The sequence below is a fragment of the Paraburkholderia sp. 31.1 genome, from assembly GCF_014397645.1.
GTDB lineage: Bacteria > Pseudomonadota > Gammaproteobacteria > Burkholderiales > Burkholderiaceae > Paraburkholderia > Paraburkholderia tuberum.
This window is the reverse complement of sequence record NZ_VZQN01000002.1, coordinates 186,409-211,988: the sequence shown is the minus strand read 5'-3', so window position 1 is coordinate 211,988 and position 25,580 is coordinate 186,409. Positions and strand designations below refer to the sequence as shown.

Genomic DNA, 25,580 nt, shown 5'->3' with positions numbered 1-25,580 from the left:
GAATGAGCGTCTGGTTGATGAAGGCGTGAGAGCAACGCAAGTTGCAACGCAATTTTTAACGTAACGGGCTGTGGCGCAGTTGGCCGGGATGCCCGGAGGATATGGAAATGACTGATGTTGTGATCGTATCGGCCGCTCGTACTGCAGTGGGCAAGTTTGGTGGGTCGCTGGCGAAGATTGCCGCACCTGAACTCGGCGCGCTCGCGGTGCGCGCCGTGCTCGAACGGGCAGGCGTGAAGCCGGAACAGGTGAGCGAAGTTATTCTGGGCCAGGTGCTGACGGCGGGCTCCGGTCAGAACCCCGCGCGTCAGGCGCTGATCAAGGCGGGTTTGCCGGCGGCCGTGCCGGGCATGACGATCAACAAGGTCTGCGGCTCAGGTCTGAAGGCCGTGATGCTCGCGGCCAACGCGATCATCGCCGGTGACGCGGACATCGTCGTGGCAGGCGGCCAGGAAAACATGAGCGCCGCGCCGCACGTGCTGCCGGGTTCGCGCGACGGTTTCCGCATGGGCGACGCGAAGCTGATCGACTCGATGATCGTCGACGGCCTGTGGGACGTCTACAACCAGTACCACATGGGCGTGACGGCGGAGAACGTCGCGAAGGAGCACGGCATCACGCGCGAACAGCAGGACGCGTTCGCGGCGCTGTCGCAGAACAAGGCGGAAGCCGCGCAGAAGGCGGGGCGCTTCAACGACGAAATCGTGCCGGTCGAGATTCCGCAACGCAAGGGCGAGCCGCTGCGCTTCACCACCGACGAATTCGTGCGTCATGGCGTGACGGCCGAATCACTCGCGAGCCTGAAGCCGGCGTTCTCGAAGGAAGGCACGGTCACGGCGGCCAACGCATCGGGTCTGAACGACGGCGCAGCCGCGGTGCTCGTGATGTCGCTGAAAAAAGCGGAAGCGCTCGGCCTCACGCCGCTCGCGCGCATCAAGGCATACGCGAACGCGGGTGTCGATCCGAAGGTGATGGGTATGGGCCCGGTACCGGCTTCGCGCCGTTGCCTCGAGCGCGCGGGCTGGACGCCGGCCGATCTCGACCTGATGGAAATCAACGAAGCGTTTGCCGCGCAGGCGCTCGCCGTGCACAAGCAGATGGGCTGGGACACGTCGAAGATCAACGTGAACGGCGGCGCGATCGCGATCGGCCACCCGATCGGCGCGTCCGGTTGCCGGATTCTCGTCACGCTGCTGCACGAAATGCAGAAGCGCGATGCGAAGAAGGGTCTGGCGTCGCTGTGTATCGGCGGCGGCATGGGTGTCGCGCTCGCGGTCGAGCGCGTTTAAAGTACGCTGGGTACGCCGCGCGCACTCGCGACCGGTCGCGCGCGGTCTTCGCCGGCACAGGCATCTGGCCGCGCGGCACGCCAACTGGCGGTGCGGCGCGCTGCAACAGGTGACTCGTGTGCAGTGCGCGTTGCCAGACGGTCGCCCGGCGGCAACGCGAACCAGCATCAGGTGAGGCACGAGGCCGCCGGCAGGCGCCTCGACAACGATAACGGAGTGTGGTTTATGACACAGCGAATTGCGTACGTAACGGGCGGCATGGGCGGCATCGGCACCAGCATCTGCCAGCGTCTGCACAAGGAAGGCTTCAGGGTGATCGCCGGCTGCGGCCCGAATTCGCCGCGCCGTGCGAAGTGGCTCGACGAGCAGAAGGTACTCGGCTACGACTTCGTCGCCTCCGAGGGTAACGTCGGTGACTGGCAATCGACCAAGGACGCATTCGACAAGGTCAAGGCCGAAGTCGGCGAGATCGACGTGCTGGTCAACAATGCCGGCATCACGCGCGACGTCGTGTTCCGCAAGATGACGCACGAAGACTGGACGGCGGTGATCGACACCAATCTGACCAGCCTGTTCAACGTCACCAAGCAGGTGATCGACGGCATGGTCGAGCGTGGCTTTGGCCGGGTGATCAACATTTCGTCGGTGAACGGCCAGAAGGGCCAGTTCGGCCAGACCAATTATTCGACCGCGAAGGCCGGCATTCATGGCTTTACGATGTCACTCGCGCAGGAAGTGGCGACCAAGGGCGTGACGGTCAACACCGTGTCGCCGGGCTACATCGGCACCGACATGGTCAAGGCGATCCGCCCGGACGTGCTGGAAAAAATCGTCGCGACGATTCCGGTGCGCCGCCTCGGTCAGCCGGGCGAAATCGGCTCGATCGTCGCGTGGCTTGCGTCGGAAGAATCGGGCTTCGCCACGGGCGCCGATTTTTCGCTGAACGGCGGCTTGCATATGGGCTGAGCCATCGGCGCGCCGGACCGGAAGGCGGCGCGCTTCGGCTCAGATGGTTTCGCCGGCGTCCCGGCTGCGCAATGGATCCCGTTGCACAGCCCGGACGCCGTTTCCGCGTTTGCTTAACTCGAGCTTAAAGGCGTTACATGACTACTACTACAAAGAAAACGGCCGAACGACTGATCAAGAAATATCCGAATCGTCGGCTCTACGACACCGAGACGAGTACCTACATCACGCTGACTGATGTGAAGCAACTCGTGCTCGATCAGGAAGATTTCAAGGTGATCGATGCCAAAAGCAACGAGGACCTGACGCGCTCGATCCTGCTGCAGATCATTCTCGAAGAAGAGAGCGGCGGCCTGCCGATGTTCTCGTCGTCGATGCTGTCGCAGATCATCCGGTTCTACGGTCATGCGATGCAAGGCATGATGGGCACGTATCTGGAAAAGAACATCCAGGCCTTCATCGACATTCAGGCGAAGCTTGCCGACCAGTCGAAGAATCTCTATGAAGGCAAGGCGATGAACCCCGAAGTCTGGTCGCAGTTCATGAACATGCAGGCGCCGATGATGCAGGGCATGATGACCAGCTACATCGAGCAATCGAAGAACATGTTCGTGCAGATGCAGGAGCAGATGCAGAATCAGGCGAAGACCATGTTCGCCACGTTCCCGTTTACGCCGGGCGGCGCGGTCACTGCGAGCAATGCGAGCAATGTGAGCAATGCGCCGGCCACGCCGCAGGCCAATCCGGAGACGGAGAAGAAGTGAAGGAGTGAATGGCGGCGAGCTCGCGGGAGTGCAGCCGCCGACGCGCTACAATGGCGGCCCGCGCGTGGGGACGCTTTTCCGTCGGAACCGGATTCCGGCCGCGGCTCGATGTCCGTTGCGTCCACTGCCGGCACACCGCTGCTTGCGCCGTTACCGTTTCTTCCGCTGGGCCCGTCCTATGTTTCAGACCGTCTCCCTGATCGCGTCAGCGTCTTCCGTTGCGAAGGCCGCGCGGCTCATTCTGCTCTGACTCCCCGTTCACCCACACCGCTCATGAGCCGGCTGTTTCTCGCCCCAATGGAAGGGCTCGCTGACTATGTGCTGCGCGACGTGCTGACGAGCGCGGGCGCTTTCGACGGCTGCGTGTCCGAGTTCGTCCGCATCACAGGCTCGCTGCTGCCAACCCGCGTCTACGAGCGCGAGGCGCCCGAAATCCTGCACGCGAGCGTGACCGCCAGCGGCACGCCGATGGTGATCCAGCTGCTCGGCAGCGATCCCGAGTGGATGGCACGCAATGCCGCGTACGCGGCCATGCTGTCGCCCTACGGTATCGACCTGAACTTCGGCTGTCCCGCCAAAGTCGTCAATCAGCACGGCGGCGGCGCGATGCTGCTCGCGAACCCGAAGTTGCTGAACCAGATCGTCTCGGCCGTGCGCGCCGCGGTGCCTGCCGATATCGCGGTGACGGCAAAAATGCGCCTCGGCGTGTCCGACACGTCGCAGGCGATCGAATGCGCGCAGGCGCTCGCGGACGGCGGTGCGGCCTCGCTCGTCGTGCATGCGCGCACGCGCGACGACCGCTATCGGCCGCCTGCGCACTGGGAGTGGATCGCGCGCATCGACGACGCCGTCGACGTGCCCGTCATCGCGAACGGCGAAGTCTGGACGGTGGCGGACTGGCAGCGTTGCCGCTCGGTCAGCGGCTGCGCGGACGTGATGATCGGGCGCGGCGCCGTGTCGGATCCGTTCCTCGCGCAGCGAATCCGCGGGCTCCTCGACCCGTGTCCATCTGCCGACGAATGGCAGCAGGTGCTGGGTTCGATCGTCGGCTACATGAACAAGCTGCGGGCGCATGGCACGCTGACCCATGAGCACGGCCGCGTCAAGAAGTGGCTCAGCTACCTGCAGCGGACCTGGCCGCAAGCCGCCGAACTGCATGCGGCGATCCGGCGAGTGCAGGACTCTGACGAAATTCTTACGGTAATCGGCCAGGCGCTGGCGGCCGGAGCCGCGTCGGCGCCGACGCGTGAGCACCTTTCCAGCGACGAAAATAGCGAGCTGAATCAACCTGGTCCTGCCGAACCCATCCCCGTTTGAAGACTAGAATTCAAAGACTTACGAGCGGTGGCGGTGGCGGTGGCGAACCGCTACAATTCAGGGTTTAACGTCTTCAAGCGGTTCCCCATGTCTTCCACCCCCTCGAACGCTCCGGCCGTGCCGGGCGCCACGCCGAAAGTCGGTTTCGTCTCTCTCGGCTGCCCCAAGGCCCTCGTCGATTCCGAGCAGATCATCACCCAGTTGCGCGCCGAAGGCTACGAAATCTCCGGCACCTATGACGGCGCGGACCTCGTGGTCGTCAACACCTGCGGCTTCATCGACGAAGCCGTGCAGGAAAGCCTCGACGCGATCGGCGAAGCGCTCAACGAAAACGGCAAGGTGATCGTCACCGGTTGCCTCGGCGCGAAGAAGAGCGCGAGCGGTTCGGGGCTGATCGAGGAAGTGCATCCGAAGGTGCTCGCCGTGACCGGCCCGCACGCGCTCGGCGAGGTGATGCAGGCGGTGCACAGCCATTTGCCGAAGCCGCACGATCCGTTCGTCGATCTGGTGCCCGCCGCGGGCGTCAAGCTCACGCCACGCCACTACGCGTACCTGAAGATTTCCGAAGGCTGCAATCACCGCTGCACGTTCTGCATCATCCCGTCGATGCGCGGCGATCTGGTGTCGCGCCCGGTCGCGGAAGTGATGCTCGAAGCGGAGAACCTGTTCAAGTCCGGCGTGAAGGAACTGCTCGTGATCTCGCAGGACACGAGCGCATATGGCGTCGACGTCAAATACCGCACCGGTTTCTGGAACGGTAAGCCGATCAAGACGCGCATGACGGATCTGGTCGCCGCGCTCGGCGAACTCGCCGCGCAATACGGTGCGTGGGTGCGTCTGCATTACGTGTATCCGTATCCGAGCGTCGACGAAGTGATTCCGATGATGGCCGAGGGTGCGTACAAGGGCCACGTGCTGCCGTATCTCGACGTGCCGTTCCAGCACGCACATCCGGAAGTGCTGAAGCGCATGAAGCGCCCGGCCAACGCCGGGAAGGTGATGGAGCGCGTCAAGGCCTGGCGCGAGATCTGCCCCGATCTGACGATCCGCAGCACGTTCATCGCCGGCTTTCCGGGCGAGACCGAAGAGCAGTTCGAGACGCTGCTCGATTTCGTCCGCGAGGCGGAGCTCGATCGCGTCGGCTGTTTCGCGTATTCGCCGGTCGAAGGCGCGAGCGCGAATGAACTCGACGGCGCGCTGCCCGATGAAGTGCGTGAGGAACGTCGCGCGCGCTTCATGGAAGTGGCCGAGCAGGTGTCGGCCAAGCGCATCGCGAGGAAGGTCGGCAAGACGCTGAAGGTGCTCGTCGACGAAATCAACGCGGACGGCGGCATCGGCCGCACCGCGGCGGATGCGCCGGAGATCGACGGCGTCGTCTATATCGCGCCGTCCGCCAAGGCGTCGAAGCGCTACAAGGTCGGCGATTTCGTATCGGTGAAGATCACCGGCGCGGACGGCCACGATTTGTGGGGCGAGGTCTAGGCGATGACGCACAGCGCGGCCGCACAGCCTGAAGCTCACACACCGGACATCCTCGCGCTCGGCGAGGCGATGATCGAATTCAACCAGTCGGCGAAGGATCAACCGAACTACCTGCAAGGCTTCGGCGGCGACACGTCGAACTTCTGCATCGCGGCCGCGCGCCAGGGTGCGAGGACCGGTTTCGTGTCGGCGGTCGGCGCCGATCATTTCGGACGCCTGCTGGTCGATCTGTGGGAGCGCGAGCAGGTCGACACGTCGTTCGTGCGCATCGATGCGCAAGCGTCGACCGGCGTCTATTTCGTGTCTCACGGCCCCAACGGCCACGCGTTCGACTATCTGCGCGCGGGCTCGGCGGCGAGCCGCTATGCACCCGCCGATCTGCCGCGCGACGCGCTCGCGGCGGCGAAGGTTGTCCATCTGTCCGGCATCAGTCTCGCGATCAGCGTCAGCGCCTGCGACGCCGCGCTCGAAGCGATCGCGCATGCGCGCGCGAATGGCGCGCGCGTGAGCTTCGACACCAATCTGCGTCTTAAGCTGTGGCCGCTCGCGCGGGCGCGCGCGGTGATGCTCGAGGCGATCCGCCAGACTGACATCTGCCTGCCGAGCTGGGACGATGTGACCGAACTGACGGGGCTGACCGGCCGTGACGAGATCGTCGATTTTCTGCTGTCGCATGGGCCGGGCGTGGTCGCGCTGAAGCTCGGCAAGGACGGCTCGTATATCGCGACGCCGAACGAGCGGCGCGTCGTGCCGGGCCATGTCGTCGACGCGGTCGATGCGACCGGCGCCGGCGACTGCTTCGGCGGCGCCTTCATCGCGCGCATCGTCGCGGGCGACGATCCATTTGCCGCCGCGCGCTACGCGAACGTTGCCGCCGCGCTGTCCACGCAAGGTTATGGCGCGGTCGCGCCGATTCCGTCGCGCGAGACAGTCGAGCGGCGGTTGGCGAACTAGGTTTTACGTAAGCCGCGCGCGGCGCAGCATGGCCCGCGCTGGTGCAATCATCCAGGCAGACTGGAGAGACAACAGGAGGGACAAGCGATGCAACGGGACGTAGTGGTGGTAAGTGGTGTGCGCACGGCAATCGGCACGTTCGGCGGCAGCCTGAAGGATTTCGCGCCGACCGACCTCGGCGCGCGCGTGGTGCGCGAAGTGCTCGAGCGCGCGAGCGTGTCGGGCGACGAAGTCGAACACGTCGTGTTCGGCAACGTCGTGCACACCGAGCCGAAAGACATGTATCTCGCGCGCGTCGCGGCGATCAACGGCGGGGTCGCGCAGCATACGCCCGCGCTGACCGTGAACCGGCTGTGCGGCTCGGGCTTGCAGGCCATCGTGTCGGCCGCGCAAAGCGTGCTGCTCGGCGATGCCGATATCGCGATCGGCGGCGGCGCTGAAAACATGAGCCGCGCGCCTTACTCGATGCCGGCCGCGCGCTTCGGACAGCGCATGGGCGACGCGCGTCTCGTCGACATGATGGTCGGCGCGCTCAACGATCCTTTCCAGTCGATCCACATGGGCGTGACCGCCGAGAACGTCGCGCGCAAGTACGAGATCTCGCGCGACGCGCAGGACGCGCTCGCGCTCGAGTCGCATCGTCGCGCGGCCCACGCGATCACGAGCGGCTACTTCAAGGAACAGATTCTGCCGATCACGGTTGCGTCGAAGAAGGGCGACGTCGTGTTCGACACCGACGAGCACGCGCGGCTGAACGCAACCGCGGAAGACTTCTCGAAGCTGAAGCCGGTGTTCGTAAAGGACAACGGCACGGTGACGGCGGGCAACGCCTCGGGCATCAACGACGCGGCCGCGGCCGTCGTGCTGATGGAGCGCGGCGTCGCCGAGCGGCGCGGCGTGAAGCCGTTGGCGCGACTCGTGTCGTACGCGCATGCGGGCGTCGATCCCGCGTACATGGGCATCGGCCCGGTGCCGGCGAGTCGCAAGGCGCTCGAGCGGGCGGGTCTCACGGTCGCCGATCTCGACGTGATCGAGGCCAACGAGGCATTCGCCGCGCAGGCCTGCGCGGTCAGCAAGGAGCTCGGCTTCGATCCGGCCAAGGTCAATCCGAACGGCTCGGGCATTTCGCTCGGCCATCCGATCGGCGCGACCGGCGCGCTGATCACCGTGAAGGCGCTGTACGAGCTGCAGCGCATCGGCGGGCGCTATGCACTCGTCACGATGTGCATCGGCGGCGGGCAGGGGATCGCGGCGGTTTTCGAGCGTCTGTGACCGCGCACGGCAGGCCGGCGCGACATAGGTAGCAAGCAGGAACCAGCAACAAGGATCGACGGGATGCAGGAAGCGAAAGTGACGAAGGGTTCGGCAATCCGCACGGCAACGCGCGCCTTGCGCCGGCGCGCCGGCGTGGTGGTGAGTGCCGCCGCGCTGTTGTGCACGGGCATGGTGCTGTGGATGCCGTCGCAGGCGTGGGCGGAAAGCGATGCGGTCAAGGCACTGGCCGCGCCGCCGCCGATCCAGCTGCCGCTGAAACCGAGCCCCGAGTTCGCGAAGTTTCCGCGCTACGTGGGCACGCTCGGCGCGCGGCCGATCGTGCTGCGGCTCGGGCCCAAGACCGACGATCCATCTGGCGTGCACGGCGAGTATCAGTACACCGATAGCGGCGAGGTGATTCTGATCGCCGGCGATCGCGACGGCGATACGCTCGAAGTCGAGGAATCGAACGACGGCACGCATATCACCGGCAACTGGGTCGGCAAGTTCGCGGCGGACGGCTCGCTCGAAGGCGACCGCATGAACGTCGACGATTCGAACCCTCAGGAATTCAACCTGAAGCCGCTGGCGGCAGGGCAGGCGGTGCCGCTGGCCGGTTCGGCCGGCGGTGCGGCGACGAGGCCTGCAGCCCCCTCACCGCAACCGGCCGGGGCCAACGGCGCGGCGGCTCCCGCGCCGGCACCCGCTGCCGGCGGGCACCCAGTGGGCGGCGTCAGCAACCTGCAAACGGGCTACTGATGCGCACGCGCGCCGGGCATCCGGAATCGCGCAGCGCGGCCGTTGCTTCAGGCTCGCTTGACTATGTTTTTCACCGAGCTTCACATGACTGAATCCACATTCAAACATGGCCTGCAGACCCGCATCGTGCGTGCCGAGGACCAGATCACGCCGGGCTTCGAATCGTTCTCGACGCCCGTCACGCGCGCGTCGACGGTGGTGTTTCCCGACCTCGCCGCGATGCGCGCGCTCGACTGGAAAAACGACGCGCAATGGCGCTACGGCCTGCATGCGACGCCGACGCAGATCGCGCTCGCTCAGCGCCTCGCCGCGATCGAGGGCGGCAATCATGCGCTGCTGCAGCCGTCGGGGCTGTCGTCGATTTCGAACGTCTACTTCGGCCTTGTGAAGGCCGGCGACGACGTGCTGATTCCCGATAACGTGTACTCGCCGAACCGCGACCACGGCGACTGGCTCGCGCGCGATTTCGGTATCACGGCGCGCTACTACGATCCGCTGATCGGCGCGGGCATCGCCAGTCTGATCCAGCCGAACACACGCCTGATCTGGATCGAGGCGCCCGGCTCGGTGACGATGGAAGTGCCCGACGTACCGGCCATCACGGCGGCGGCGCGCGCGCGCAAGATCGTCACCGCGATCGACAACACGTGGTCCGCGGGCCTCGCGTTCCGGCCGTTCGACCACGGCGTCGACATCTCGGTGCAGGCGCTGACCAAATACCAGTCGGGCGGCGGCGACGTGCTGATGGGCGCGACGATCACGGTCGAGCGCGACGTGCATGTGAAGCTGAAGGCGGCGCGCATGCGCATGGGCATCGGCGTGTCCTCGGACGACTGCTCGCTGATCCTGCGCAGCCTGCCGAGCATGCAGTTGCGTTTCGCGCAGCACGATCGCGTGGCGCTGTCGCTCGCGACGTGGTTGAAGAGCCGGCCGGAAATCGTCGCGGTGCTGCATCCGGCGCTCGGTGACTGTCCGGGGCACGAAGTGTACAAGCGCGATTTCAGCGGCGCGGGCGGACTGTTCTCGGTGGTGTTCGACGAACGGTACAGCGCGGCGCGGATCGACACGTTTTGCGAGTCGCTCGAACTGTTTTCGCTCGGCTGGAGCTGGGGCGGCGCGCATAGCCTCGCGATGCCGTACGACATCGCGTCGATGCGCACTGCGGCGCAGTGGCCGCGTCGCGGCACGTTGGTGCGCTTCTATATCGGTCTGGAAGACGAGGCGGACCTGCGTGCGGATATCGAGCAGAGCCTGGCCAAGCTGGCTTAACACGCGTTAGCCCTGTTCGACACGTTGTTCGAGAAGCCCGCCGGGATGTCTTCCCGGCGGGCTTTTTGTTGCCCTGAGTATCAGGCAGACCCGACCGTTCGGCCGAATGTTCGATGCCGCGGCGCGACGCTACGATCGTGTGCTTGACGGATAACGTTGCGGCGCTCGGGGGAGGGGCTTGGATGAATCTTTTCTTCTGGCTGTTGCTGAACCTTGCGGTGCCGATTGCCGGGCCGATCTTTACGCTCGCGCTCGTCGCGCCCGCGTATGGCTGGCGCGTTGCCAGGACGATGATTGCGGCGTCGGTCAAGGACGGGCAACTGTTCTGGTGTGCGATCGGACTTTGCGCCGCCGCGATTTATGAGGCGGTGATGGCCTTGGAGCAGGGCAGCGGGGAGACGTCGATGCTTGCGTTGGGGATCGTTGGGTTCTGCGGGTTGGCGTTCGCCTGTTCCATAGCCGTGATGGCGTGCTTACTCAAGGTGCGGCGGGACGGCTTCGCCATCGTTATCGATCACCGGCAGACCGAGTCCGTGGTTGGCGCGCTATCACGTGGGGCGATAGGCACGTCAATTTTCATGACCTGCCTGGCGGCGCTTCTATCCGCGGCCCTGCACATTTACCTCAATTAGTTTTATTGGATAGTGCAGCTCTTATACTTGTTCTGTCTTGTGGAGGAGCTTATGAAACAATTTATCCTGTCATTGGAAATAGGCAAAAATCACGATCGCATCATGAAGGGCGTATTGATCTTCAGCATCCTGATTTCCATCGGCATGTTCGCGCTGTTCCTGCCGGCCATTTTCAACAGATAACGCAACGGTTCGCGCGGCTCGCTAGCGCGTCGGTCGTTGTGCCGACGCGAGCGATAACGGATCCCTCGAGCGCCAGCCTCAAACCAACCGCAACAAACCGTCCAGTCCAACGAAATTGAACGACACGCTGGCTGCTTCCCGCACCACCGGCTTCGCCCGGAATGCAACGGAGAGTCCCGCTTCGGCCATCATTTTCAGATCGTTCGAGCCGTCGCCCATCGCAATTGCGCGCGACGGTTCGAGGCCGAGCGTCGCGCAGGTTTCGCGCAGCGTGCGCGCTTTCACCTCGGCATTGACGATCTCGCCCATCACATTGCCGGTCAGCTTGCCGTCGATAATTTCAAGCGTGTTCGCGCGCATGAAATCGAGCCCAAGGCGCGTCTTCAGCTTCGCGGTGAAGAACGTGAAGCCGCCCGACACGAGCAGCGTTTTCAGGCCCGCCTGTTTCGCGCCGGCCAGCATGCGTTCGGCGCCCGGCGACAACCGCAGCCGCTCCTCGTACACGCGCTCGAGCGCGCTGGCGTCGAGCCCTTTCAGCAGCGCGACCCGACGAATCAGGCTCTCGTTGAAGTCCTTGATCTCACCGCGCATCGCAGCCTCGGTGATCGCCGCGACTTCGGCTTTGAGTCCGCAGAAATCGGCGATTTCGTCGATGCACTCGATCGTGATCAGCGTCGAATCCATGTCCATCGCGACGAGGCCGAAGTCGCTCAACTGGCGGCCGGTTTCGACAAACGCGTAGTCGAGTCGATGCGCATAGCAATACGCTTCGACGTCGGCGCGTTGCGCGAGGTTCGCGTCGGCGATGCGAATCGCGTGCTCGTCGATGACGGCGGCGTGCGAGCCGCGTGCGAGCGCGACGAGCGTTTTGTGGTGGTCGGTGGAAAGGGGGGCGACGCTTTGAATGACGAGGTTCATGGACGACCGGTGACGCGGGAAGAAAAGAGGCGCGTGGCGCGCGGAAAATCCCGCTATTGTATCGGTTCTGTGCGTTGGCCCGTCGCAGGCGGCTGGTCGTCGCGTTGGCTGAAGCGGGCGTTCGGCGCATCGCCGTAACGGAGCAGGCCGAACGAATACGCTCACACGAACCCACCACCCCACCCTGGCGCAACAAGACGCCCCACGGAGACAACGCATGACCCCGGCAACCGCCAGCGAGGCATCCTCCCTTGCCCGCGACTTCGATCTGCGTCATCTGAGCCCGGCGTTCTACGCCGATCCCTATCCGGTCTATCACGCACTGCGCAGCTATGAGCCAATCCGGCGCATGCCCGACGGCTCGCTGTTCCTGACGCGCTTTCGCGACGTGCAGGCGGTCTACCGCGACCCCAAGACCTTCAGCTCCGACAAGACCGTCGAGTTCCGCCCGAAATACGGCGACTCTCTCCTCTACGCGCATCACACCACGAGTCTCGTGTTCAACGATCCACCGCGCCATACGCGGGTGCGCAAGCTGATCGCCGGCGCGCTGACCGCGCGCGCGATCGCGGCGATGGAGCCCGCGCTGATCCGGCTCGTCGACGGCCTGCTCAATGCGGCCGCGCGGCGCGGACGTATCGATCTGATCGGCGAATTCGCGGCGGCGATTCCGGTCGAGGTCATCGGCAATCTGCTCGACGTGCCGCACGATGAACGCGCGCCGCTGCGGGACTGGTCGCTCGCGATACTGGGCGCGCTCGAGCCGTCGCTGACCGACGCGCAGTTCGAGTGCGGCAATCGCGCGGTCAGCGAATTCGTCGACTATCTGCGCGGCCTCGTCGCACGACGCCGCCGCGAGCCGGGCGATCCGCAGCACGACGTGCTGACGCGGCTGATCCAGGGGGAGGGGCCGGACGAGCAGCTATCTGAAGCCGAACTGCTGCAGAACTGCATTTTCATCCTGAACGCCGGGCATGAAACGACCACCAACCTGATCGGCAACGGGCTCGTCACGCTGAGCGAGTGGCCTGACGAGCGTGCCGCGCTGCTGCGCGAGCCGGAGTTGATCGGCACCGCGGTCGAGGAGTGCTTGCGCTTCGAGAGTTCGAACCAGCTCGGCAATCGCATGGCCACCGTCGATACCGAGATCGGCGGCGTCGCGCTCGCGCGCGGCACGCCGGTCACGCTGTGCATCGGCGCGGCCAATCGCGATCCCGAGCAGTTTGCCGAGCCGGACCGCTTCGATATCCGCCGCGACCCGAACCGGCATCTCGCGTTCGGGTTCGGGATTCATCAGTGCGCGGGTCTGTCGCTGGCGCGGCTGGAGGCGCGGATTGCGATCGGGCGCTTCGTGCAGCGCTTCCCGGCGTATCGCGTCGATGGTGAGCCGACGCGGGGCGCTCGCGTGCGGTTTCGCGGGTTTGCGTCGGTACCGGTCCTGCTCGAGCCTTGATGCGGGCGCCGCATAGACCGCGCGCACCAGGAAAACCGTAGGTTTTGCCGCCTCGTCGCAAGACTTACAACCCCATGACGGCACACCGCCGAGCCGACCCGCTCCTGCTTTACGCGTGGCAGCAGCGTCGAGCGCGCCGAAACGCGGGCACGCTTGCTGCTTCGCCTGATATCTCAGGGCCATGGGACAGGGGAGCGCGCGATGGCACACATGATCTGGAAGGGCGCAATCAGTTTCGGGCTCGTCCACGTACCGGTGCAGCTTTATCCGGCGACGCAGTCGGAGAAGGTCGGCTTCAATCTGCTCGACAAGCGCACGATCGATCCGATCGGCTACAAGCAGTTCAACAAGCGGACCGGCAAGGACGTGACCCGCGACAACATCGTGCGCGGCTTCGAGTACGAGAAGGATCACTACGTCGTGCTGTCGGACGACGAAATCCGTTCGGCGAACCCCGAGTCGACGCAGACGGTCGACATCCTCGCGTTCGTCGACGCCCCCGACATCTCGTTTCTCTATCTCGATACGCCGTATTTCCTGACGCCCGACCGCAAGGGTGAAAAAGTCTATGCGCTGTTGCGCGAGGCGATGACGGCGTCGGGCAAAATCGGCGTCGCGAGTGTCGTGCTGCACAACAAGCAGCATCTGGCGGCGCTGATTCCGCTCGGTCCGATGCTCGCGCTGAACACACTGCGCTGGGCCGACGAGGTGCGCAATTTCGACGAATTCAACGTGCCGCCCGAAGGCATGAAGGCCGCCGGCGTGTCGGCGAAAGAACTCGACATGGCGAAAAAGCTGATCGACGACATGAGCGAGACGTGGGACCCGATGCAGTATCACGATACGTTTCGCGACGACATCATGGCGCTCGTCGAGCGCAAGATCCAGGCGGGCAAGACCGAGGAGGTCGTCGAGGTCGAAACGCCGCACGAGTCGCGCAAGTCCGCCGACATTCTCGACCTGTCCGATCTGCTGCGCCGCAGTCTTGGCCGCGGCAAGGGCAAGCAGGCCACCACGGGCCGCAAGCGCGCCGCCGACGAGGACGAGGATCAGAGCGATAGCGAGGCCGAGTCCGATGAAGAGGCGGCCGCGCCCGCGCGCAAAAAACCGCGCGCGGCAAGCACGGCGCGCAGTCGCAGCGGCAGCGGCGGCAGCGGGCGCGCGACGTCGAAAACCACCGCAACGTCCCGCAAACGGCGCGCGGCGGCCTGAGCGCGCGGCCGAGCCGTCTATGGCACCAAACGCACCGGAGTCATCGCCATGAACGACCGGCTCGAGCACTATCATCGCAAGCGCCGCTTCGAGGACACGCCGGAGCCGGCCGGCGCGACGACCCGCGAGCGCGCCGCGAGCAAGACCGGCAAGCGCGCGACGCGTGCCGCGCCCGATACGCTCTCCTACGTGATCCAGGAGCACGACGCGCGGCGTCTGCACTACGACTTCCGGCTCGAACTGAACGGCGCGCTGCTGTCGTGGGCGGTTCCGAAGGGGCCGAGCCTCGACCCGTCGGTCAAGCGGCTCGCGGTGCACGTCGAGGACCATCCGGTCGAATACGGTACCTTCGAGGGCGAGATTCCGCCCGGCAACTACGGCGCGGGTACCGTGATCGTGTGGGATCGCGGCACGTGGGAGCCGGCGGGCGGCGCGGCCGAAGCCGCGCGGTCGTATGCGGCCGGCAAGCTCAAGTTTCATTTGCACGGCGAGAAGCTGCATGGCGGCTGGACGCTCGTACGGAGCCACATGCGCGGCAGCGGCGACAAGGAGCAATGGCTGCTGATCAAGGAGCGCGACGAGGAAGCGCGCGACGAAAGCGACTACGACGTGCTGAAGAAGCTGCCGGGCAGCGTGCTGGCCGACGGGGCTTCGAAAGGCAGGAAAACGAAGCAATCGACAGCGCAGACGAAAACCTCGCGCGACGGCAAGGCCACGAGCGCGGGCAAGCCGGCGAAATCCGCATCCTCGCGCCGCGCAGCCGATCCCAAACGCCCCGACATCGTCGCGACGCGCAGCGCGCAGTCGCTACGCGAACTCGCCGCATCGCCATCGATCGAAGGCGCGGTCGCAGCGGCCTTGCCCGCGAGCCTGAAGCCGGAGCTGGCGACGCTCGTCGACAGCGCGCCGCCAGGCGATGACTGGCTCTACGAAATCAAGTTCGACGGCTACCGCGTGCTCGCGCGCATCGACCACGCGTCGAAAGCGAAGGGCGGTGCCGTCAGCGTTTTCACGCGCAACGGCAACGATTGGACCGCAAAGTTCAGCAAGCAGATCGAGGCTCTCGCGGCACTCGATGTGCAAAGCGCGTGGCTCGACGGCGAAGCGGTCGTGCTCGATGAACGCGACGTGCCCAACTTCCAGTTGCTGCAAAACGCGTTCGATGCGCATCGCCCGCAGGACATCGTGATCTATCTGTTCGATCTGCCGTTTCTGAACGGCTACGACCTGCGCGACGTGCCGCTCGAACAGCGCCGCGCGATTTTGCGGGCGCTGCTCGAAGGCGTCGACGATCGCGGGCTGCGCTTTTCGAACGACTTCGCGTTCAGCGCCGACGAGTTGCTCAGGAGCGCGTGCGATATGGCGCTCGAAGGCATCATCGGCAAGCGGCGTGACGGCAGCTATGTGTCGGGCCGCTCGCCGTCGTGGATCAAGCTGAAGTGCCGGCGCCGCCAGGAGTTCGTGATCGGCGGCTATTCGGAGCCGGGCGGCAGCCGCGCGGCGTTCGGCGCGCTGCTGCTCGGCGTCTACGACGCCGATGGCCGGGTGCAGTACGCGGGCCGCGTCGGCACCGGCTTCGACGCGGCGCTGTTGCGCTCGGTCAAACAGGCGCTCGACGCGCACGCGAGCAAGCGCATGCCGTTCGCGAGCACACCGCGCGAGCGCAGCCGCACCCCCGTGCATTGGGTCGAGCCGGTGCTCGTTGCCGAATGCAACTTCGCCGAATGGACGGGCGACGGCATCGTGCGCCAGGCGTCGTTCGTCAGCCTGCGCGACGACAAGCCGGCGCGCCAGATCGTCAGGGAAACCGCCCGACAAGGAGCCGACGTGCAACAGCAAACCGAAACCGCCACCACCGATACGCCGCAAACAGGCGCGCCGAAAAAGCGCGCAACCAGCAAGACCGCCGGTGCCGCCAGGCCCGCCGCCAAGGAAAGCGCGCCCGCCCGAACCACGGCAACACGCTCGCGTGCACAGAGCGAAATCGCCGGCGTGCGCATCTCGCATCCCGATCGCGTGATCGACAAGAGCAGCGGCGCAAGCAAGCTCGAACTGGTGCAGTACTACGAATCAATCGCCGAATGGATGCTGCCGCATCTGCGCGAGCGGCCCGTCGCGCTGGTGCGCGCGCCCGAGGATATCGGCGGTGAGCTGTTCTTCCAGAAGCACAGCCAGAAGCTGTCGATTCCGCACGTCACGCAGCACGAGGGACTCGATCCGGGCCATCCTCCGCTGATCACGATCGACACGCTCGCCGCGCTGGTCGGCGCCGCGCAGATGGGCACCGTCGAGTTTCATACGTGGAATGCGGTCGCGTCGAATATCGAAAAGCCCGATCGCATGGTGTTCGATCTCGACCCGGACCCGTCGCTCGGCTGGGAACGCATGGTCGAGGCCGCGCAACTGACCCGCTCGCTGCTCGACGAACTGGGCCTGAAGTCGTTCTGCAAGACGAGCGGCGGCAAGGGCTTGCACGTGGTCGTGCCGCTCGCGAAGCAGGCCGGCTGGGACGAAGTGAAGGATTTCTCGCAGGCGGTCGCGCAGCACATGGCGACGACGCTGCCGCAGCACTTCAGCGCCAGGATGGGCGCGCAGAATCGCAAGAAAAAGATTTTCATCGACTATCTGCGCAACAACCGTGGCTCGAGCACGGTGGCCGCATTCTCGGCGCGCGCGCGGCCGGGGCTCGGGGTGTCGGTGCCGCTCGCGTGGGACGAACTGGAGAGCACGACGAGCGGCGATCAATGGGGCATCCGCAACGTCCACGAGCGCGTGGACGGCCTCGGAAACGACCCGTGGGCCGGCTACGCAAAGACGCGTCAGCGCATCACCGCGGCGATGAAAAAACGTCTGGGCGTCGCGTGATGAGCGCGCGTCCGGGTGGCTGAATCCAACCCGCGAATGCGCCGTGCGTACTTGGCGCGCGAACGCGCTTCGCGAAGGAGCAATGCAATGAAGACCCTGCCGCAATCGACCGATGGCGACGCGCAAGCCGACCCGCACGCGAACAAGGATCCGAAGTCGTTGCAGGAAGCCGCGGCGCCGCTGCCGCATGAAGCCGACCAGCATCCCGAGTCGCAGCACGAGGACGAGCCGCGCCATGTCGGCAAGCAGGCGCATGACGACATCGAGCATGGGCAGCAGGATACCGACCGCCGCGGCGGCGGCGAGTATCAGCAACGCACGCAGAACGACGCGCATGCCGATGTGAACTCGGATCGCAAGCAGGGCGGCGCAAAGGTCGGCAAGCGCTGACGCGGCGTAGCGGGCATCGCGCCTACGCGCCCGCCAGGCCAACCGGCTCGCGATCCCAGTACGGCGGATCGCCGAAATGCGTGGCGACGAAGTCGATGAAGGCGAGCGTCTTCGGCGGCACGAACGCGCGGCTTGGATACACGGCCCAGATCGCGACGTCGTCCGCGAGAGGATAGCTGTCGAGCACGCTGACGAGTTTGCCGCTGCGCAGATAGGGCGCCACGTCCCATGTCGATTTCAGCGCGATGCCGAAGCCCGCGAGCAGCGCGTCGCGAATCACCTCGCCGTTGTCGGTGACGAGGCGTCCGCTCACGCGCACGTCGAGCGGGCCGGCGGGCGTCACGAAGCGCCAGTCGCGCTGCGCCGACAGGATGATGCACTCGTGCCCCGCGAGATCCGACGGATGATGCGGCGTGCCGCGCGCGGCCAGATAGGCGGGGGCCGCGCACAGCACGCGGCGGTTGACCGCGAGCCGCCGGGCGACCAGCGACGAATCCTTCAGCACGCCGACGCGAAGCGCGACATCGATTCCCGGGTCGACCAGATCGACCACCTGATCGGTCAGGCGCAGATCGACGCTGACCCCCGGATAGCGGCGTAGAAACTCGCTGATCACCGGCGACACATGCTGACGCCCGAACGACGACGGCATCGACACGCGCAGCCGTCCCTGCGGCTCGGCCTGCGCGCGGCCGACCGATGCGCGCGCTGCGGCGGCCGCGTCGAGCAGCGCCTCGGCGCGCGTCATGAACACTTCACCGTCCTGGGTGAGGCTGATGCGGCGCGTGGTCCGATGCAACAAACGCGCGCCGAGGATCTTTTCGAGTTGTGCGATCCGCGCGCTCGCGACCGCCGCCGAGAAACCGAACTCGCGCCCGGCCGCCGACACGTTGGCGAGCAGCGCGGCACGCACGAACAACGCGACGTCGAGCAGATCGAGCCGTTCGCGTTCGCTGGGCACGGACCGGCCGGCCGGGCTTGAATCGTCCATTATTCTGAAAAACCAAAAAATGATTCAGTGATTATGGCTGTTTTATCAGAATAAGAACCATCCTACGATACGAGTCATGCGTCACATCAACCGAACCCACAAGGAGCACCCATGAAAGCCGTCGGACTCTACCGTTATCTGCCCATCGATCACGCCGAAGCGCTCGTCGACGTCGAGATCCCGAAACCCGAAGCGACCGGCCGCGATCTGCTGGTCAAGGTCGAAGCCATTTCCGTGAACCCGGTCGACACCAAGGTGCGCGCGCCGAAAGACACGCTCGAGAAGACGCCGCGCGTGCTCGGCTGGGATGCGGCCGGCACCGTCGTCGCGGCCGGGCCCGAGGTCACGCTGTTCAAGGTCGGCGATCCGGTGTTCTATGCGGGCAGCATTACGCGGCCGGGGGCCAACAGCGAGTTTCATCTGGTGGACGAACGGATCGTCGGACACAAGCCGGCGTCGCTCGATTTCACGCACGCGGCCGCATTGCCGCTGACCGCGATCACTGCGTGGGAAGCATTGTTCGATCGCCTCGGCGTATCGCCGCAGGGCGCCGACGCAGGCCGTACGGTGCTGATTTTCGGCGGGGCGGGCGGGGTCGGCTCGATCGGTATCCAGCTCGCGAAGCAGCTCGGCAAGCTGCAGGTGATCGCGACCGCGTCGCGGCCCGAATCGGCGAAATGGGCACGGGAGCTCGGCGCGGATCACATCGTCGATCATTTCGGCGATCTGCCCGCGCAGATGAAGGAGATCGGCATCGAGCAGGTCGACTACGTGCTGATCTTCAACGACACCGACCGCAATTTCCCGGCCGCCGCGCAACTGATCAAGCCGCAAGGCGGCATCTGCACGATCGTCGAGAACAGCGCCGCCGTGCCCGTCGAATTGCTGAAGGCGAAGAGCGCCGCGTTTCACTGGGAGTTCATGTTCACCCGCTCGATGTTCGGCACGACCGACATGATCGAGCAGCACAAGCTGCTGACCGAGGTCGCGCGGCTCGTCGATGCCGGCACGTTGCGCACGACGCTCGGCCAGGACCTCGGCCGCATCAACGCGGAGAATCTGCGTCGCGCGCATGGGTTGCTCGAAGCAGGACGCGCGATCGGCAAGCTGGTGCTGACCGGCTTCTGAGATGAAATCGACGCGCAGAAAGCGCGTCGCCGCAAGCGGGTTAACACCCGGGCCGACACGACACGCGCGGCAGCGCGCTTGGCGTTAGACTGACGACGCAGCATGCCAAAACGGTTGCGTGTCTTGCGGCGAGGCCAGCCGGTATGAACCGGCCGGCCCTCGGCAGTGCGTGAACAGTGCACAGGCAGTCGCGTCGACGCGAGCGCGCAGCGGCACAACAACGAGGTGACAGTATGAGCTTCAGCTTCAAACTCTCCGCCGTTTCCGTTGTCGCTTCTCTCGCCTGCGCGCTCGTGCCGGCTGCTCGCGCAGCCACGCCGATCACGGTGACCAACAAGGCCCCGCTCGACGGTCCGATCCGCTACACCGTTCGCGTCACGTCGAAACAGTTCGGCAATTCCCAGGAGACCCGCACGATCCGCTCGGGCGAATCGGACGACTTCACGTGGAAGACCGTGCCGCCCGGCGGTCCGGTGGCCGCGACGGACGCATGCCCGGACTATGCGTCGCTGCCGGTCGACGAGAATGGCGCGATGATCCGCCAGACGCAGATCCGCTTCTCGCCGGTGGTGTCGAGCGACGGCACCGCGGCCGTCCAACTGAACTTCCAGGCGCAGACGCCGCATGGCGTGAAAACCGTGACGAGCGGCGGCAAGACGCTCAAGTGTCCGAACGATGTGAGCGTGAGTCAGATCGTGCGTTTCACGATGCCGGTCAACGGCACGACGAAAACGCTGACGCTGACCGACGGCACGGAGATCGCCGTCACCGCGAAGCGGTGAAGGTTCGAGCGTGCGGCGTGATGGCCGCGTGCGCGAGCGTAGCACGCGCTAGCGCGTCATCCTTATGCGTCATTCTTTGCGTGCCTCACGCTCGACGAGCCGCGCCGGCAAGAACTGATGCTCGGCCGAAAAGAGCCGCCGGTACGTGAGCAGCACCGCGCCCACGGTCCCCAGCGCCGACGCCGCCGCGATCAGAAACATGATGACGATCTGATAGCGCACCGCCTGCAATGGCGACTGCCCGGCCAGCACCTGACCGGTCATCATGCCCGGCAAACTGACAACGCCGACCACCGCCATCTGGTTCAACGTCGGCATCATGCCCGCGCGCACCGCCTGGCGCGCCGGCGCCTGCGCGGCTTCCCAGCGTGTCGCGCCGAGCGCGAGCGCCATGTCGACGCGGTCGCGCCGCGCGGTCAGCTCCTCGGTCATCCGCTCGATGCCGAGCGATACACCGGTCAGCGTGTTGCCGAGGATCATGCCGAGAATCGGAATCGCATATTGCGGCGCGTACCACGGATGGATGCGGATCACGACGAACAGTCCCACCGCGGCCACGAGCCACGAGCTGAGCCAGATCGACAGCACGCTGTCGGCGCGTTGTCCGGCATAGGTGTGGCTGCCGCGCTGCGCGCCGGCGAAACCGGCGATCAGCGTCATCACGATCATCAGCGGCAGCACCACGTACCAGCGAGCGAAACTGAACACCCAGCCGAGCACATAGCCGATCGCGAGCAACTGGACCACGGTGCGCAGCGCCGCCCATGCGAGCTTGCGCTCGAGATCGAGCTTCAGCGCGACCGACACCGCGCCATTCACGACGATCAGCAGCGTCGCGATCGCGACGTCCCATAAGCTCAGATTCTGCAGGCTCATTGGCGGGGCTCCCGACGCTGGTCGGCGGGAGCGCGTTGGTCCGCATCGCGCCGCACGCAAGTGTGTTCGGCCAGTACGCCGGCGCGCATCGTCAGATGCCGTTCGCTCATGCGTGCCGCCTGCTCGACATCGTGCGACACCCACATCGATGCGTGAGCGCCCGGCGCGGCATCGAACCACGCCTGCACGAGCGCTTCGATCGCGCGCGACGACGCCGGATCGAGCGATGCGGTCGGCTCGTCGAGCAACAGCACTTCGGGCGCGAGTTGCAGCACGCGGATCAGCGCGGCGATCTGCGCTTCGCCACCCGATAATTCGCTTGCGCGCTTGCCGAGAAAGTCCTCGCCGCGGCCGGCCTGCATCGCAAGCCTGGCCGCGCACGCGCGATCGAAGCGCGCGTCGCGATATGCCCGCAGCTCAAACGGATAGCGCAGATTGTCTTCGACGCTGCCGTCGATCAGCGCGGGCCGCTGCCGGATATACGCGATTGCGCGCCGGTAGCGCGGAATCCGCGCACGCTCGAGCGGCGCGCCATGCCACAGGATGCGCCCCGCATCGACCGGATCGAGCAGCGCGAGCGCGCGCAGAAGCACGCTCTTGCCGGAGCCGGACGGTCCGGTAATCGCGACCCGCTCGCCGGCGCGCAGGGCGAAGGTGGTCGGCTGCAACAGCGTCTGGCCGCGCTGCGCATCGCGCCGTACGATGCCGTCGGCGAGGACGAAGGGAACATCGGTCATGGTTGGAACGCCGTGGGGAGGGTGTGCCGGTGGGGCTGTCGGTAAAGCGTGCGCCATGATAAAGCGACGAGGCGCAACAGCGCACGACCGACGCGGCGATTCATGCTCGCGCGCCAGGTACGATAACTGCTGCACGGTGCACGACGTGGAACAACACGCGGAGCTTTTCAATGGCAGGGTCGAGCGGCACCGGACGACGGGTCGGAAAAATCTTTGCATGGCTGCTGGCGGCGCTCGTGATCCTGATCGTCGCGCTCGTCATCTTCATCCTGAGCTTCGACTGGAACCGCGCGCGGCCTTACATCGACGACAAGGTCAGCCAGGCGATCGGCCGGCCGTTTGCGATCAACGGCGACCTGAAGGTGGGCTGGCGTCATGCGGTCGGCGAGACCGGCTGGCGCGGCTGGGTGCCCTGGCCGCGCTTTTCGGCGGCCAACATCACGATCGGCAATCCCGACTGGACCAAACAGCCGCAGTTCGCGACGCTCGACGAAATCGACTTCGAGGTCGAGGTGCTGCCGCTGCTCGCGCACGACATCGAGATTCCGGCGATCAACCTCGTGAATCCGACGGTCGATCTGGAACGTCTTGTCGACGGGCGCAATAACTGGACCTTCAAGCTGCCGTCGTCGAGCAGACCCACCGAGTGGAAGCTCGATCTGCACGATATCGCGTTCGCGAAGGGCAACATCGCGCTGTCGGATCAGCAGAAGAAGGTCGAGGTGCAGATGGTCGTCGATACGCTCGGGCAGCCGATCCCGATCGGCGACGCGCTGAAGCAGCAGGAAGAGGCCTCGCGCAGCGCGTCGGCTCAGGCCGTCGGCCGGGCGGGCGCGCGCCAACTCGCCGCGCAGGCCGAGGCACAGGCGGCCTCGGAGGCGAAGGCGGCTTCCGCAGCGGCGGCTTATGAAGCGGCGGCGCAGGCGTCGGGCGCATCGGGCGCATCCGCAACGTCGGGCGTGGCCGCGAGTTCCGGCGCGCTCGCGACGAGCGGCGCCGCCGCACCGGCCGAAACCACCAGCGGGAGCGCCAGCCCGGCCGCGGCTGTCTCGGGGGCGAGCGGCACCGCACCTGGCGCCAGGCGCGCGACGCCGCTTTATGCGATCGGCTGGACCGTCAAGGGCACCTACAACCGCACGCCGGTGTCGGGCAGCGGCAAGCTCGGCGGCGTGCTCGCGCTGCAGGACGCGAACCGGCCGTTCCCGGTGCAGGCCGATGTCAAAGCCGGCGATCTGCATATCGCCTTCGTCGGCACGCTCACCGATCCGGCGCGTCTCGGGGCGCTCGATCTGCGTCTCTGGCTGCAGGGCAACAGCATGGCGCGCCTGTATTCGCTGACCGGCGTGACCTTGCCCGAGACCCCGCCGTACGCGACCGAGGGTCGTCTGATCGGTCAGTTCAAAGCGAGCGGCAACGTGTTCACGTATGAAAACTTTACAGGCCGGGTCGGCGGCAGCGATCTGAACGGTTCGTTGACCTATACCGGGCGCGAGCCACGTCCGCTGCTGCAGGGCGAACTCGAGTCGCATCTGTTGCAGTTCTCGGATCTCGCGCCGGTGATCGGCGCCGATTCGAATGCGAGCAAGGCGAGGCGCGGCGACGCGGCCGCGCAGCCGAGCAACCGCGCACTGCCGGTCGAGGAGTTCCGCACCGAGCGCTGGAAGGCGATCGACGCCGACGTCAAGTTCACCGGCCGGCGCATCATCAAGAACGCGAACCTGCCGATCACGGATCTGTACACGCACGTCGTGATGACCGACGGCGTGCTGTCGCTCGTGCCGCTGAAGTTCGGCGTCGCGGGCGGCTCGCTCGCGTCGGACATTCATCTCGATGGCAGCGCGGCGCCGCTGAAGGGGCGCTTCGCGATGTCGGCGCGGCATCTGAAGTTGAAGCAATTGTTCCCGAGCTTCAAGACGATGCAGAACGCGCTCGGCGAGATCAACGGCGATGCGTCGCTGTCCGCGACCGGCAATTCGCCGGCGGCGCTCGCGGCGACTTCGAACGGCGAGTTGAAGGCGCTCGTGACCGACGGCACCGTGAGCCGTCTGCTGATGGAGGCGGCGGGGCTGAACGTCGCGAACGTCGTCTATGAAAAGCTGTTCGGCACGCGCGACGTGAAGATCAACTGCGCGGCCGCCGATTTCGTCGCGACCGAGGGCGTGCTCGAAGCGCGCGTGTTCGCGCTCGATACCGGCGACGCGGTGATCAACATCGACGGTCACGTGAATCTGCGCGACGAGACGATGGACCTCGGCGTGCATCCGCATACGAAGGGCTTCCGGGTCCTTTCGTTGCGCTCGCCGCTGTACGTGAAGGGCACCTTCAAGGATCCGCACGTCGGCGTCAATGCGGCCGCGCTCGCGTTGCGCGGCGGCGCGGCGGTCGGGCTCGGGCTGATCAATCCGTTCGCGGCGCTGATCCCGCTGCTCGCGCCGAGCAACAACAAGCCGCTGCCGTGCGCGCAATTGCTCGCGCAAGCGCGGCAGATGCCGAAGGCGCCGCCGCCGGGCGTCAAGCAACAGCCGAAGGCGCCGATATCGCTCGAGGGCGCGCCGGTCAACAAGTCTTCGGGCGGCGCGTCGTCGCCAGCCGCGGTGGATCGTAAGCCCGCGACGCAGTCGCCGGCGAGCGCGGCCGAATACAAGGGCAACTGATGCGCGGCGAGCGCGTCGATGATGCGATCGCCGAATCAACGGCATGATGCCGCGTGAGGAACTGCGCGCGGTTGCCGTCGAGCCAGGGTTTCGATGAAGCGAAGAGAACGACCTGTCAGCAGCCCTGAACTTCAGGGTGCCCGATTGGCCTATCTGAGCGAGCGTGGTGTTGCATCGCCCGACGCATCCTGGCGACGCACGCCGCGCCGGGTACCGATTCGTGTCGCGCCGAACTCCGTCAGAATCTTGCCGCGCGCACGGCTCGCGAACACGAGGAAGCCGAAGCCGTCGGCCTCGTACCAGTAGCCGCCGTTCTCGAGACCATCGAGCGGCTGCTCCAGCGCGTTGGTAATGGATTCGAGGCAGCGCCGCCGCAATTCGGCTGGTGCGGGGTAGGGCGGCTGTGCGCCGCGCACACTGCATAGAAGCACGTCGAGTCCGGGCAGCACGTGTGCATAGAGCACCGGTTCGTCCTGCGCGCGAGCCCGCGCAATCTTGGTGTCGAGTTGACCGAACGGCTTGAAATGCCGCAGAACCGCGAGGAACGACTCGTCGCCGTCCACCTTCGCGCGCCTACGCTTTTTCGGGAAGGACATAAAAATTCGCCTGAAAAAGAATTGCAAGAATCGCTGCGTCTTCATGCGACCACTCCCGGCTTTCGCGCGCCGCACGTCGATGTTTTATAGCATACGACAAGGCCGGATT

At 65.8% G+C, this 25,580-nt stretch carries 23 protein-coding genes; 18 read left to right on the top strand and 5 right to left on the bottom strand.

Annotated features, from left to right (window positions below):
- Window positions 1-107 precede the first annotated feature (107 nt).
- From F6X37_RS02135 to F6X37_RS36590, 11 genes are all read left to right on the top strand, one after another.
- Window positions 108-1,289 (top strand): acetyl-CoA C-acetyltransferase, encoded by a 1,182-nt coding sequence (locus tag F6X37_RS02135; protein WP_184043870.1) that lies wholly within the window; start codon window positions 108-110, stop codon window positions 1,287-1,289.
- Between the two features lie 225 nt (window positions 1,290-1,514).
- Entirely contained in the window at window positions 1,515-2,255 is a 741-nt protein-coding gene (locus F6X37_RS02130; protein ID WP_184003457.1) for a 3-ketoacyl-ACP reductase, read from the top strand.
- Between the two features lie 137 nt (window positions 2,256-2,392).
- Window positions 2,393-3,019 (top strand): polyhydroxyalkanoate synthesis repressor PhaR, encoded by a 627-nt coding sequence (gene phaR, locus F6X37_RS02125; protein ID WP_187610146.1) that lies wholly within the window; start codon window positions 2,393-2,395, stop codon window positions 3,017-3,019.
- Between the two features lie 273 nt (window positions 3,020-3,292).
- On the top strand, window positions 3,293-4,336 hold the full coding sequence (locus tag F6X37_RS02120) for a tRNA dihydrouridine synthase (RefSeq protein WP_187610145.1): 1,044 nt from the start codon (window positions 3,293-3,295) through the stop codon (window positions 4,334-4,336).
- 87 nt (window positions 4,337-4,423) lie between these two features.
- Window positions 4,424-5,818, top strand: a complete 1,395-nt coding sequence (rimO, locus tag F6X37_RS02115; RefSeq protein ID WP_187610144.1) for a 30S ribosomal protein S12 methylthiotransferase RimO — start codon at window positions 4,424-4,426, stop codon at window positions 5,816-5,818.
- Window positions 5,819-5,821: 3 nt separating this feature from the next.
- A complete protein-coding gene (locus F6X37_RS02110; RefSeq protein ID WP_090804664.1) occupies window positions 5,822-6,772 on the top strand; it encodes a sugar kinase in 951 nt (316 codons plus the stop codon).
- Between the two features lie 87 nt (window positions 6,773-6,859).
- A complete protein-coding gene (gene bktB, locus F6X37_RS02105; RefSeq protein WP_187610143.1) occupies window positions 6,860-8,044 on the top strand; it encodes a beta-ketothiolase BktB in 1,185 nt (394 codons plus the stop codon).
- A 63-nt stretch (window positions 8,045-8,107) separates the two neighbouring features.
- A complete protein-coding gene (locus tag F6X37_RS02100) occupies window positions 8,108-8,785 on the top strand; it encodes a hypothetical protein (RefSeq protein WP_187610142.1) in 678 nt (225 codons plus the stop codon).
- A gap of 84 nt (window positions 8,786-8,869) precedes the next feature.
- Entirely contained in the window at window positions 8,870-10,054 is a 1,185-nt protein-coding gene (locus tag F6X37_RS02095) for a cystathionine beta-lyase (RefSeq protein ID WP_187610141.1), read from the top strand.
- A gap of 182 nt (window positions 10,055-10,236) precedes the next feature.
- The gene (locus F6X37_RS36595; protein WP_262419775.1) at window positions 10,237-10,686 is read left to right on the top strand and encodes a hypothetical protein; all 450 of its coding nucleotides are present in this window, start codon (window positions 10,237-10,239) and stop codon (window positions 10,684-10,686) included.
- A gap of 51 nt (window positions 10,687-10,737) precedes the next feature.
- Window positions 10,738-10,869 (top strand): hypothetical protein, encoded by a 132-nt coding sequence (locus F6X37_RS36590; protein WP_260321381.1) that lies wholly within the window; start codon window positions 10,738-10,740, stop codon window positions 10,867-10,869.
- A gap of 78 nt (window positions 10,870-10,947) precedes the next feature.
- Here the strand turns inward: F6X37_RS36590 and serB are convergent, their stop codons facing one another.
- Window positions 10,948-11,787 carry a phosphoserine phosphatase SerB gene (serB, locus tag F6X37_RS02085; protein ID WP_187610140.1) on the bottom strand — a complete coding sequence of 280 codons (840 nt, stop codon included), beginning with the start codon at window positions 11,785-11,787 and terminating at the stop codon, window positions 10,948-10,950.
- Between the two features lie 217 nt (window positions 11,788-12,004).
- Between serB and F6X37_RS02080 the strand changes: the two genes are divergently transcribed.
- The 4 genes from F6X37_RS02080 (at window position 12,005) to F6X37_RS02065 (ending at window position 17,707) form a co-directional block, all read left to right on the top strand.
- The gene (locus F6X37_RS02080) at window positions 12,005-13,240 is read left to right on the top strand and encodes a cytochrome P450 (RefSeq protein ID WP_187610139.1); all 1,236 of its coding nucleotides are present in this window, start codon (window positions 12,005-12,007) and stop codon (window positions 13,238-13,240) included.
- Between the two features lie 201 nt (window positions 13,241-13,441).
- Window positions 13,442-14,452, top strand: a complete 1,011-nt coding sequence (locus F6X37_RS02075) for a Ku protein (protein WP_187610138.1) — start codon at window positions 13,442-13,444, stop codon at window positions 14,450-14,452.
- Window positions 14,453-14,500: 48 nt separating this feature from the next.
- The gene (ligD, locus tag F6X37_RS02070; protein WP_187610137.1) at window positions 14,501-17,317 is read left to right on the top strand and encodes a DNA ligase D; all 2,817 of its coding nucleotides are present in this window, start codon (window positions 14,501-14,503) and stop codon (window positions 17,315-17,317) included.
- Window positions 17,318-17,404: 87 nt separating this feature from the next.
- Window positions 17,405-17,707, top strand: coding sequence for a hypothetical protein (locus tag F6X37_RS02065; RefSeq protein WP_187610136.1), 303 nt, complete (start codon window positions 17,405-17,407; stop codon window positions 17,705-17,707).
- Window positions 17,708-17,729: 22 nt separating this feature from the next.
- On the opposite strand, the gene F6X37_RS02060 is transcribed toward F6X37_RS02065, so the two are convergent.
- The gene (locus F6X37_RS02060; RefSeq protein ID WP_187610135.1) at window positions 17,730-18,698 is read right to left on the bottom strand and encodes a LysR family transcriptional regulator; all 969 of its coding nucleotides are present in this window, start codon (window positions 18,696-18,698) and stop codon (window positions 17,730-17,732) included.
- Between the two features lie 111 nt (window positions 18,699-18,809).
- On the opposite strand from F6X37_RS02060, the gene F6X37_RS02055 reads away from it, so the two are divergent.
- Window positions 18,810-19,826, top strand: a complete 1,017-nt coding sequence (locus tag F6X37_RS02055) for a zinc-binding alcohol dehydrogenase family protein (RefSeq protein WP_187610134.1) — start codon at window positions 18,810-18,812, stop codon at window positions 19,824-19,826.
- 233 nt (window positions 19,827-20,059) lie between these two features.
- Window positions 20,060-20,608 (top strand): DUF6013 family protein, encoded by a 549-nt coding sequence (locus F6X37_RS02050; protein ID WP_090804681.1) that lies wholly within the window; start codon window positions 20,060-20,062, stop codon window positions 20,606-20,608.
- A 69-nt stretch (window positions 20,609-20,677) separates the two neighbouring features.
- Here the strand turns inward: F6X37_RS02050 and F6X37_RS02045 are convergent, their stop codons facing one another.
- Together F6X37_RS02045 and F6X37_RS02040 are read right to left on the bottom strand one after the other, a co-directional pair.
- A complete protein-coding gene (locus F6X37_RS02045; RefSeq protein ID WP_187610133.1) occupies window positions 20,678-21,484 on the bottom strand; it encodes an ABC transporter permease in 807 nt (268 codons plus the stop codon).
- A complete protein-coding gene (locus F6X37_RS02040) occupies window positions 21,481-22,221 on the bottom strand; it encodes an ATP-binding cassette domain-containing protein (RefSeq protein WP_187610132.1) in 741 nt (246 codons plus the stop codon). The genes F6X37_RS02045 and F6X37_RS02040 overlap by 4 nt, the downstream gene beginning before the upstream one ends.
- 170 nt (window positions 22,222-22,391) lie before the next feature.
- Here F6X37_RS02040 and F6X37_RS02035 point away from each other — a divergent pair, with 170 nt between their 5' ends.
- Complete coding sequence (locus tag F6X37_RS02035) at window positions 22,392-24,875, top strand: AsmA family protein (protein ID WP_187610131.1); 2,484 nt, start codon at window positions 22,392-22,394, stop codon at window positions 24,873-24,875.
- A 149-nt stretch (window positions 24,876-25,024) separates the two neighbouring features.
- Here F6X37_RS02035 and F6X37_RS02030 read toward each other — a convergent pair whose 3' ends face one another.
- Window positions 25,025-25,516, bottom strand: coding sequence for a hypothetical protein (locus tag F6X37_RS02030; RefSeq protein ID WP_090804689.1), 492 nt, complete (start codon window positions 25,514-25,516; stop codon window positions 25,025-25,027).
- Window positions 25,517-25,580 lie beyond the last annotated feature (64 nt).

Bases quoted from the DNA above. Each gene is read 5' to 3' on its own strand.
- F6X37_RS02135 (WP_184043870.1), top strand. From the start codon at position 108: ATGACTGATGTTGTGATCGTATCGGCCGCTCGTACTGCAGTGGGCAAG.
- F6X37_RS02130 (WP_184003457.1), top strand. From the start codon at position 1,515: ATGACACAGCGAATTGCGTACGTAACGGGCGGCATGGGCGGCATCGGC.
- phaR (WP_187610146.1), top strand. From the start codon at position 2,393: ATGACTACTACTACAAAGAAAACGGCCGAACGACTGATCAAGAAATAT.
- F6X37_RS02120 (WP_187610145.1), top strand. From the start codon at position 3,293: ATGAGCCGGCTGTTTCTCGCCCCAATGGAAGGGCTCGCTGACTATGTG.
- rimO (WP_187610144.1), top strand. From the start codon at position 4,424: ATGTCTTCCACCCCCTCGAACGCTCCGGCCGTGCCGGGCGCCACGCCG.
- F6X37_RS02110 (WP_090804664.1), top strand. From the start codon at position 5,822: ATGACGCACAGCGCGGCCGCACAGCCTGAAGCTCACACACCGGACATC.
- bktB (WP_187610143.1), top strand. From the start codon at position 6,860: ATGCAACGGGACGTAGTGGTGGTAAGTGGTGTGCGCACGGCAATCGGC.
- F6X37_RS02100 (WP_187610142.1), top strand. From the start codon at position 8,108: ATGCAGGAAGCGAAAGTGACGAAGGGTTCGGCAATCCGCACGGCAACG.
- F6X37_RS02095 (WP_187610141.1), top strand. From the start codon at position 8,870: ATGACTGAATCCACATTCAAACATGGCCTGCAGACCCGCATCGTGCGT.
- F6X37_RS36595 (WP_262419775.1), top strand. From the start codon at position 10,237: ATGAATCTTTTCTTCTGGCTGTTGCTGAACCTTGCGGTGCCGATTGCC.
- F6X37_RS36590 (WP_260321381.1), top strand. From the start codon at position 10,738: ATGAAACAATTTATCCTGTCATTGGAAATAGGCAAAAATCACGATCGC.
- serB (WP_187610140.1), bottom strand. From the start codon at position 11,787: ATGAACCTCGTCATTCAAAGCGTCGCCCCCCTTTCCACCGACCACCAC.
- F6X37_RS02080 (WP_187610139.1), top strand. From the start codon at position 12,005: ATGACCCCGGCAACCGCCAGCGAGGCATCCTCCCTTGCCCGCGACTTC.
- F6X37_RS02075 (WP_187610138.1), top strand. From the start codon at position 13,442: ATGGCACACATGATCTGGAAGGGCGCAATCAGTTTCGGGCTCGTCCAC.
- ligD (WP_187610137.1), top strand. From the start codon at position 14,501: ATGAACGACCGGCTCGAGCACTATCATCGCAAGCGCCGCTTCGAGGAC.
- F6X37_RS02065 (WP_187610136.1), top strand. From the start codon at position 17,405: ATGAAGACCCTGCCGCAATCGACCGATGGCGACGCGCAAGCCGACCCG.
- F6X37_RS02060 (WP_187610135.1), bottom strand. From the start codon at position 18,698: ATGGACGATTCAAGCCCGGCCGGCCGGTCCGTGCCCAGCGAACGCGAA.
- F6X37_RS02055 (WP_187610134.1), top strand. From the start codon at position 18,810: ATGAAAGCCGTCGGACTCTACCGTTATCTGCCCATCGATCACGCCGAA.
- F6X37_RS02050 (WP_090804681.1), top strand. From the start codon at position 20,060: ATGAGCTTCAGCTTCAAACTCTCCGCCGTTTCCGTTGTCGCTTCTCTC.
- F6X37_RS02045 (WP_187610133.1), bottom strand. From the start codon at position 21,484: ATGAGCCTGCAGAATCTGAGCTTATGGGACGTCGCGATCGCGACGCTG.
- F6X37_RS02040 (WP_187610132.1), bottom strand. From the start codon at position 22,221: ATGACCGATGTTCCCTTCGTCCTCGCCGACGGCATCGTACGGCGCGAT.
- F6X37_RS02035 (WP_187610131.1), top strand. From the start codon at position 22,392: ATGGCAGGGTCGAGCGGCACCGGACGACGGGTCGGAAAAATCTTTGCA.
- F6X37_RS02030 (WP_090804689.1), bottom strand. From the start codon at position 25,516: ATGAAGACGCAGCGATTCTTGCAATTCTTTTTCAGGCGAATTTTTATG.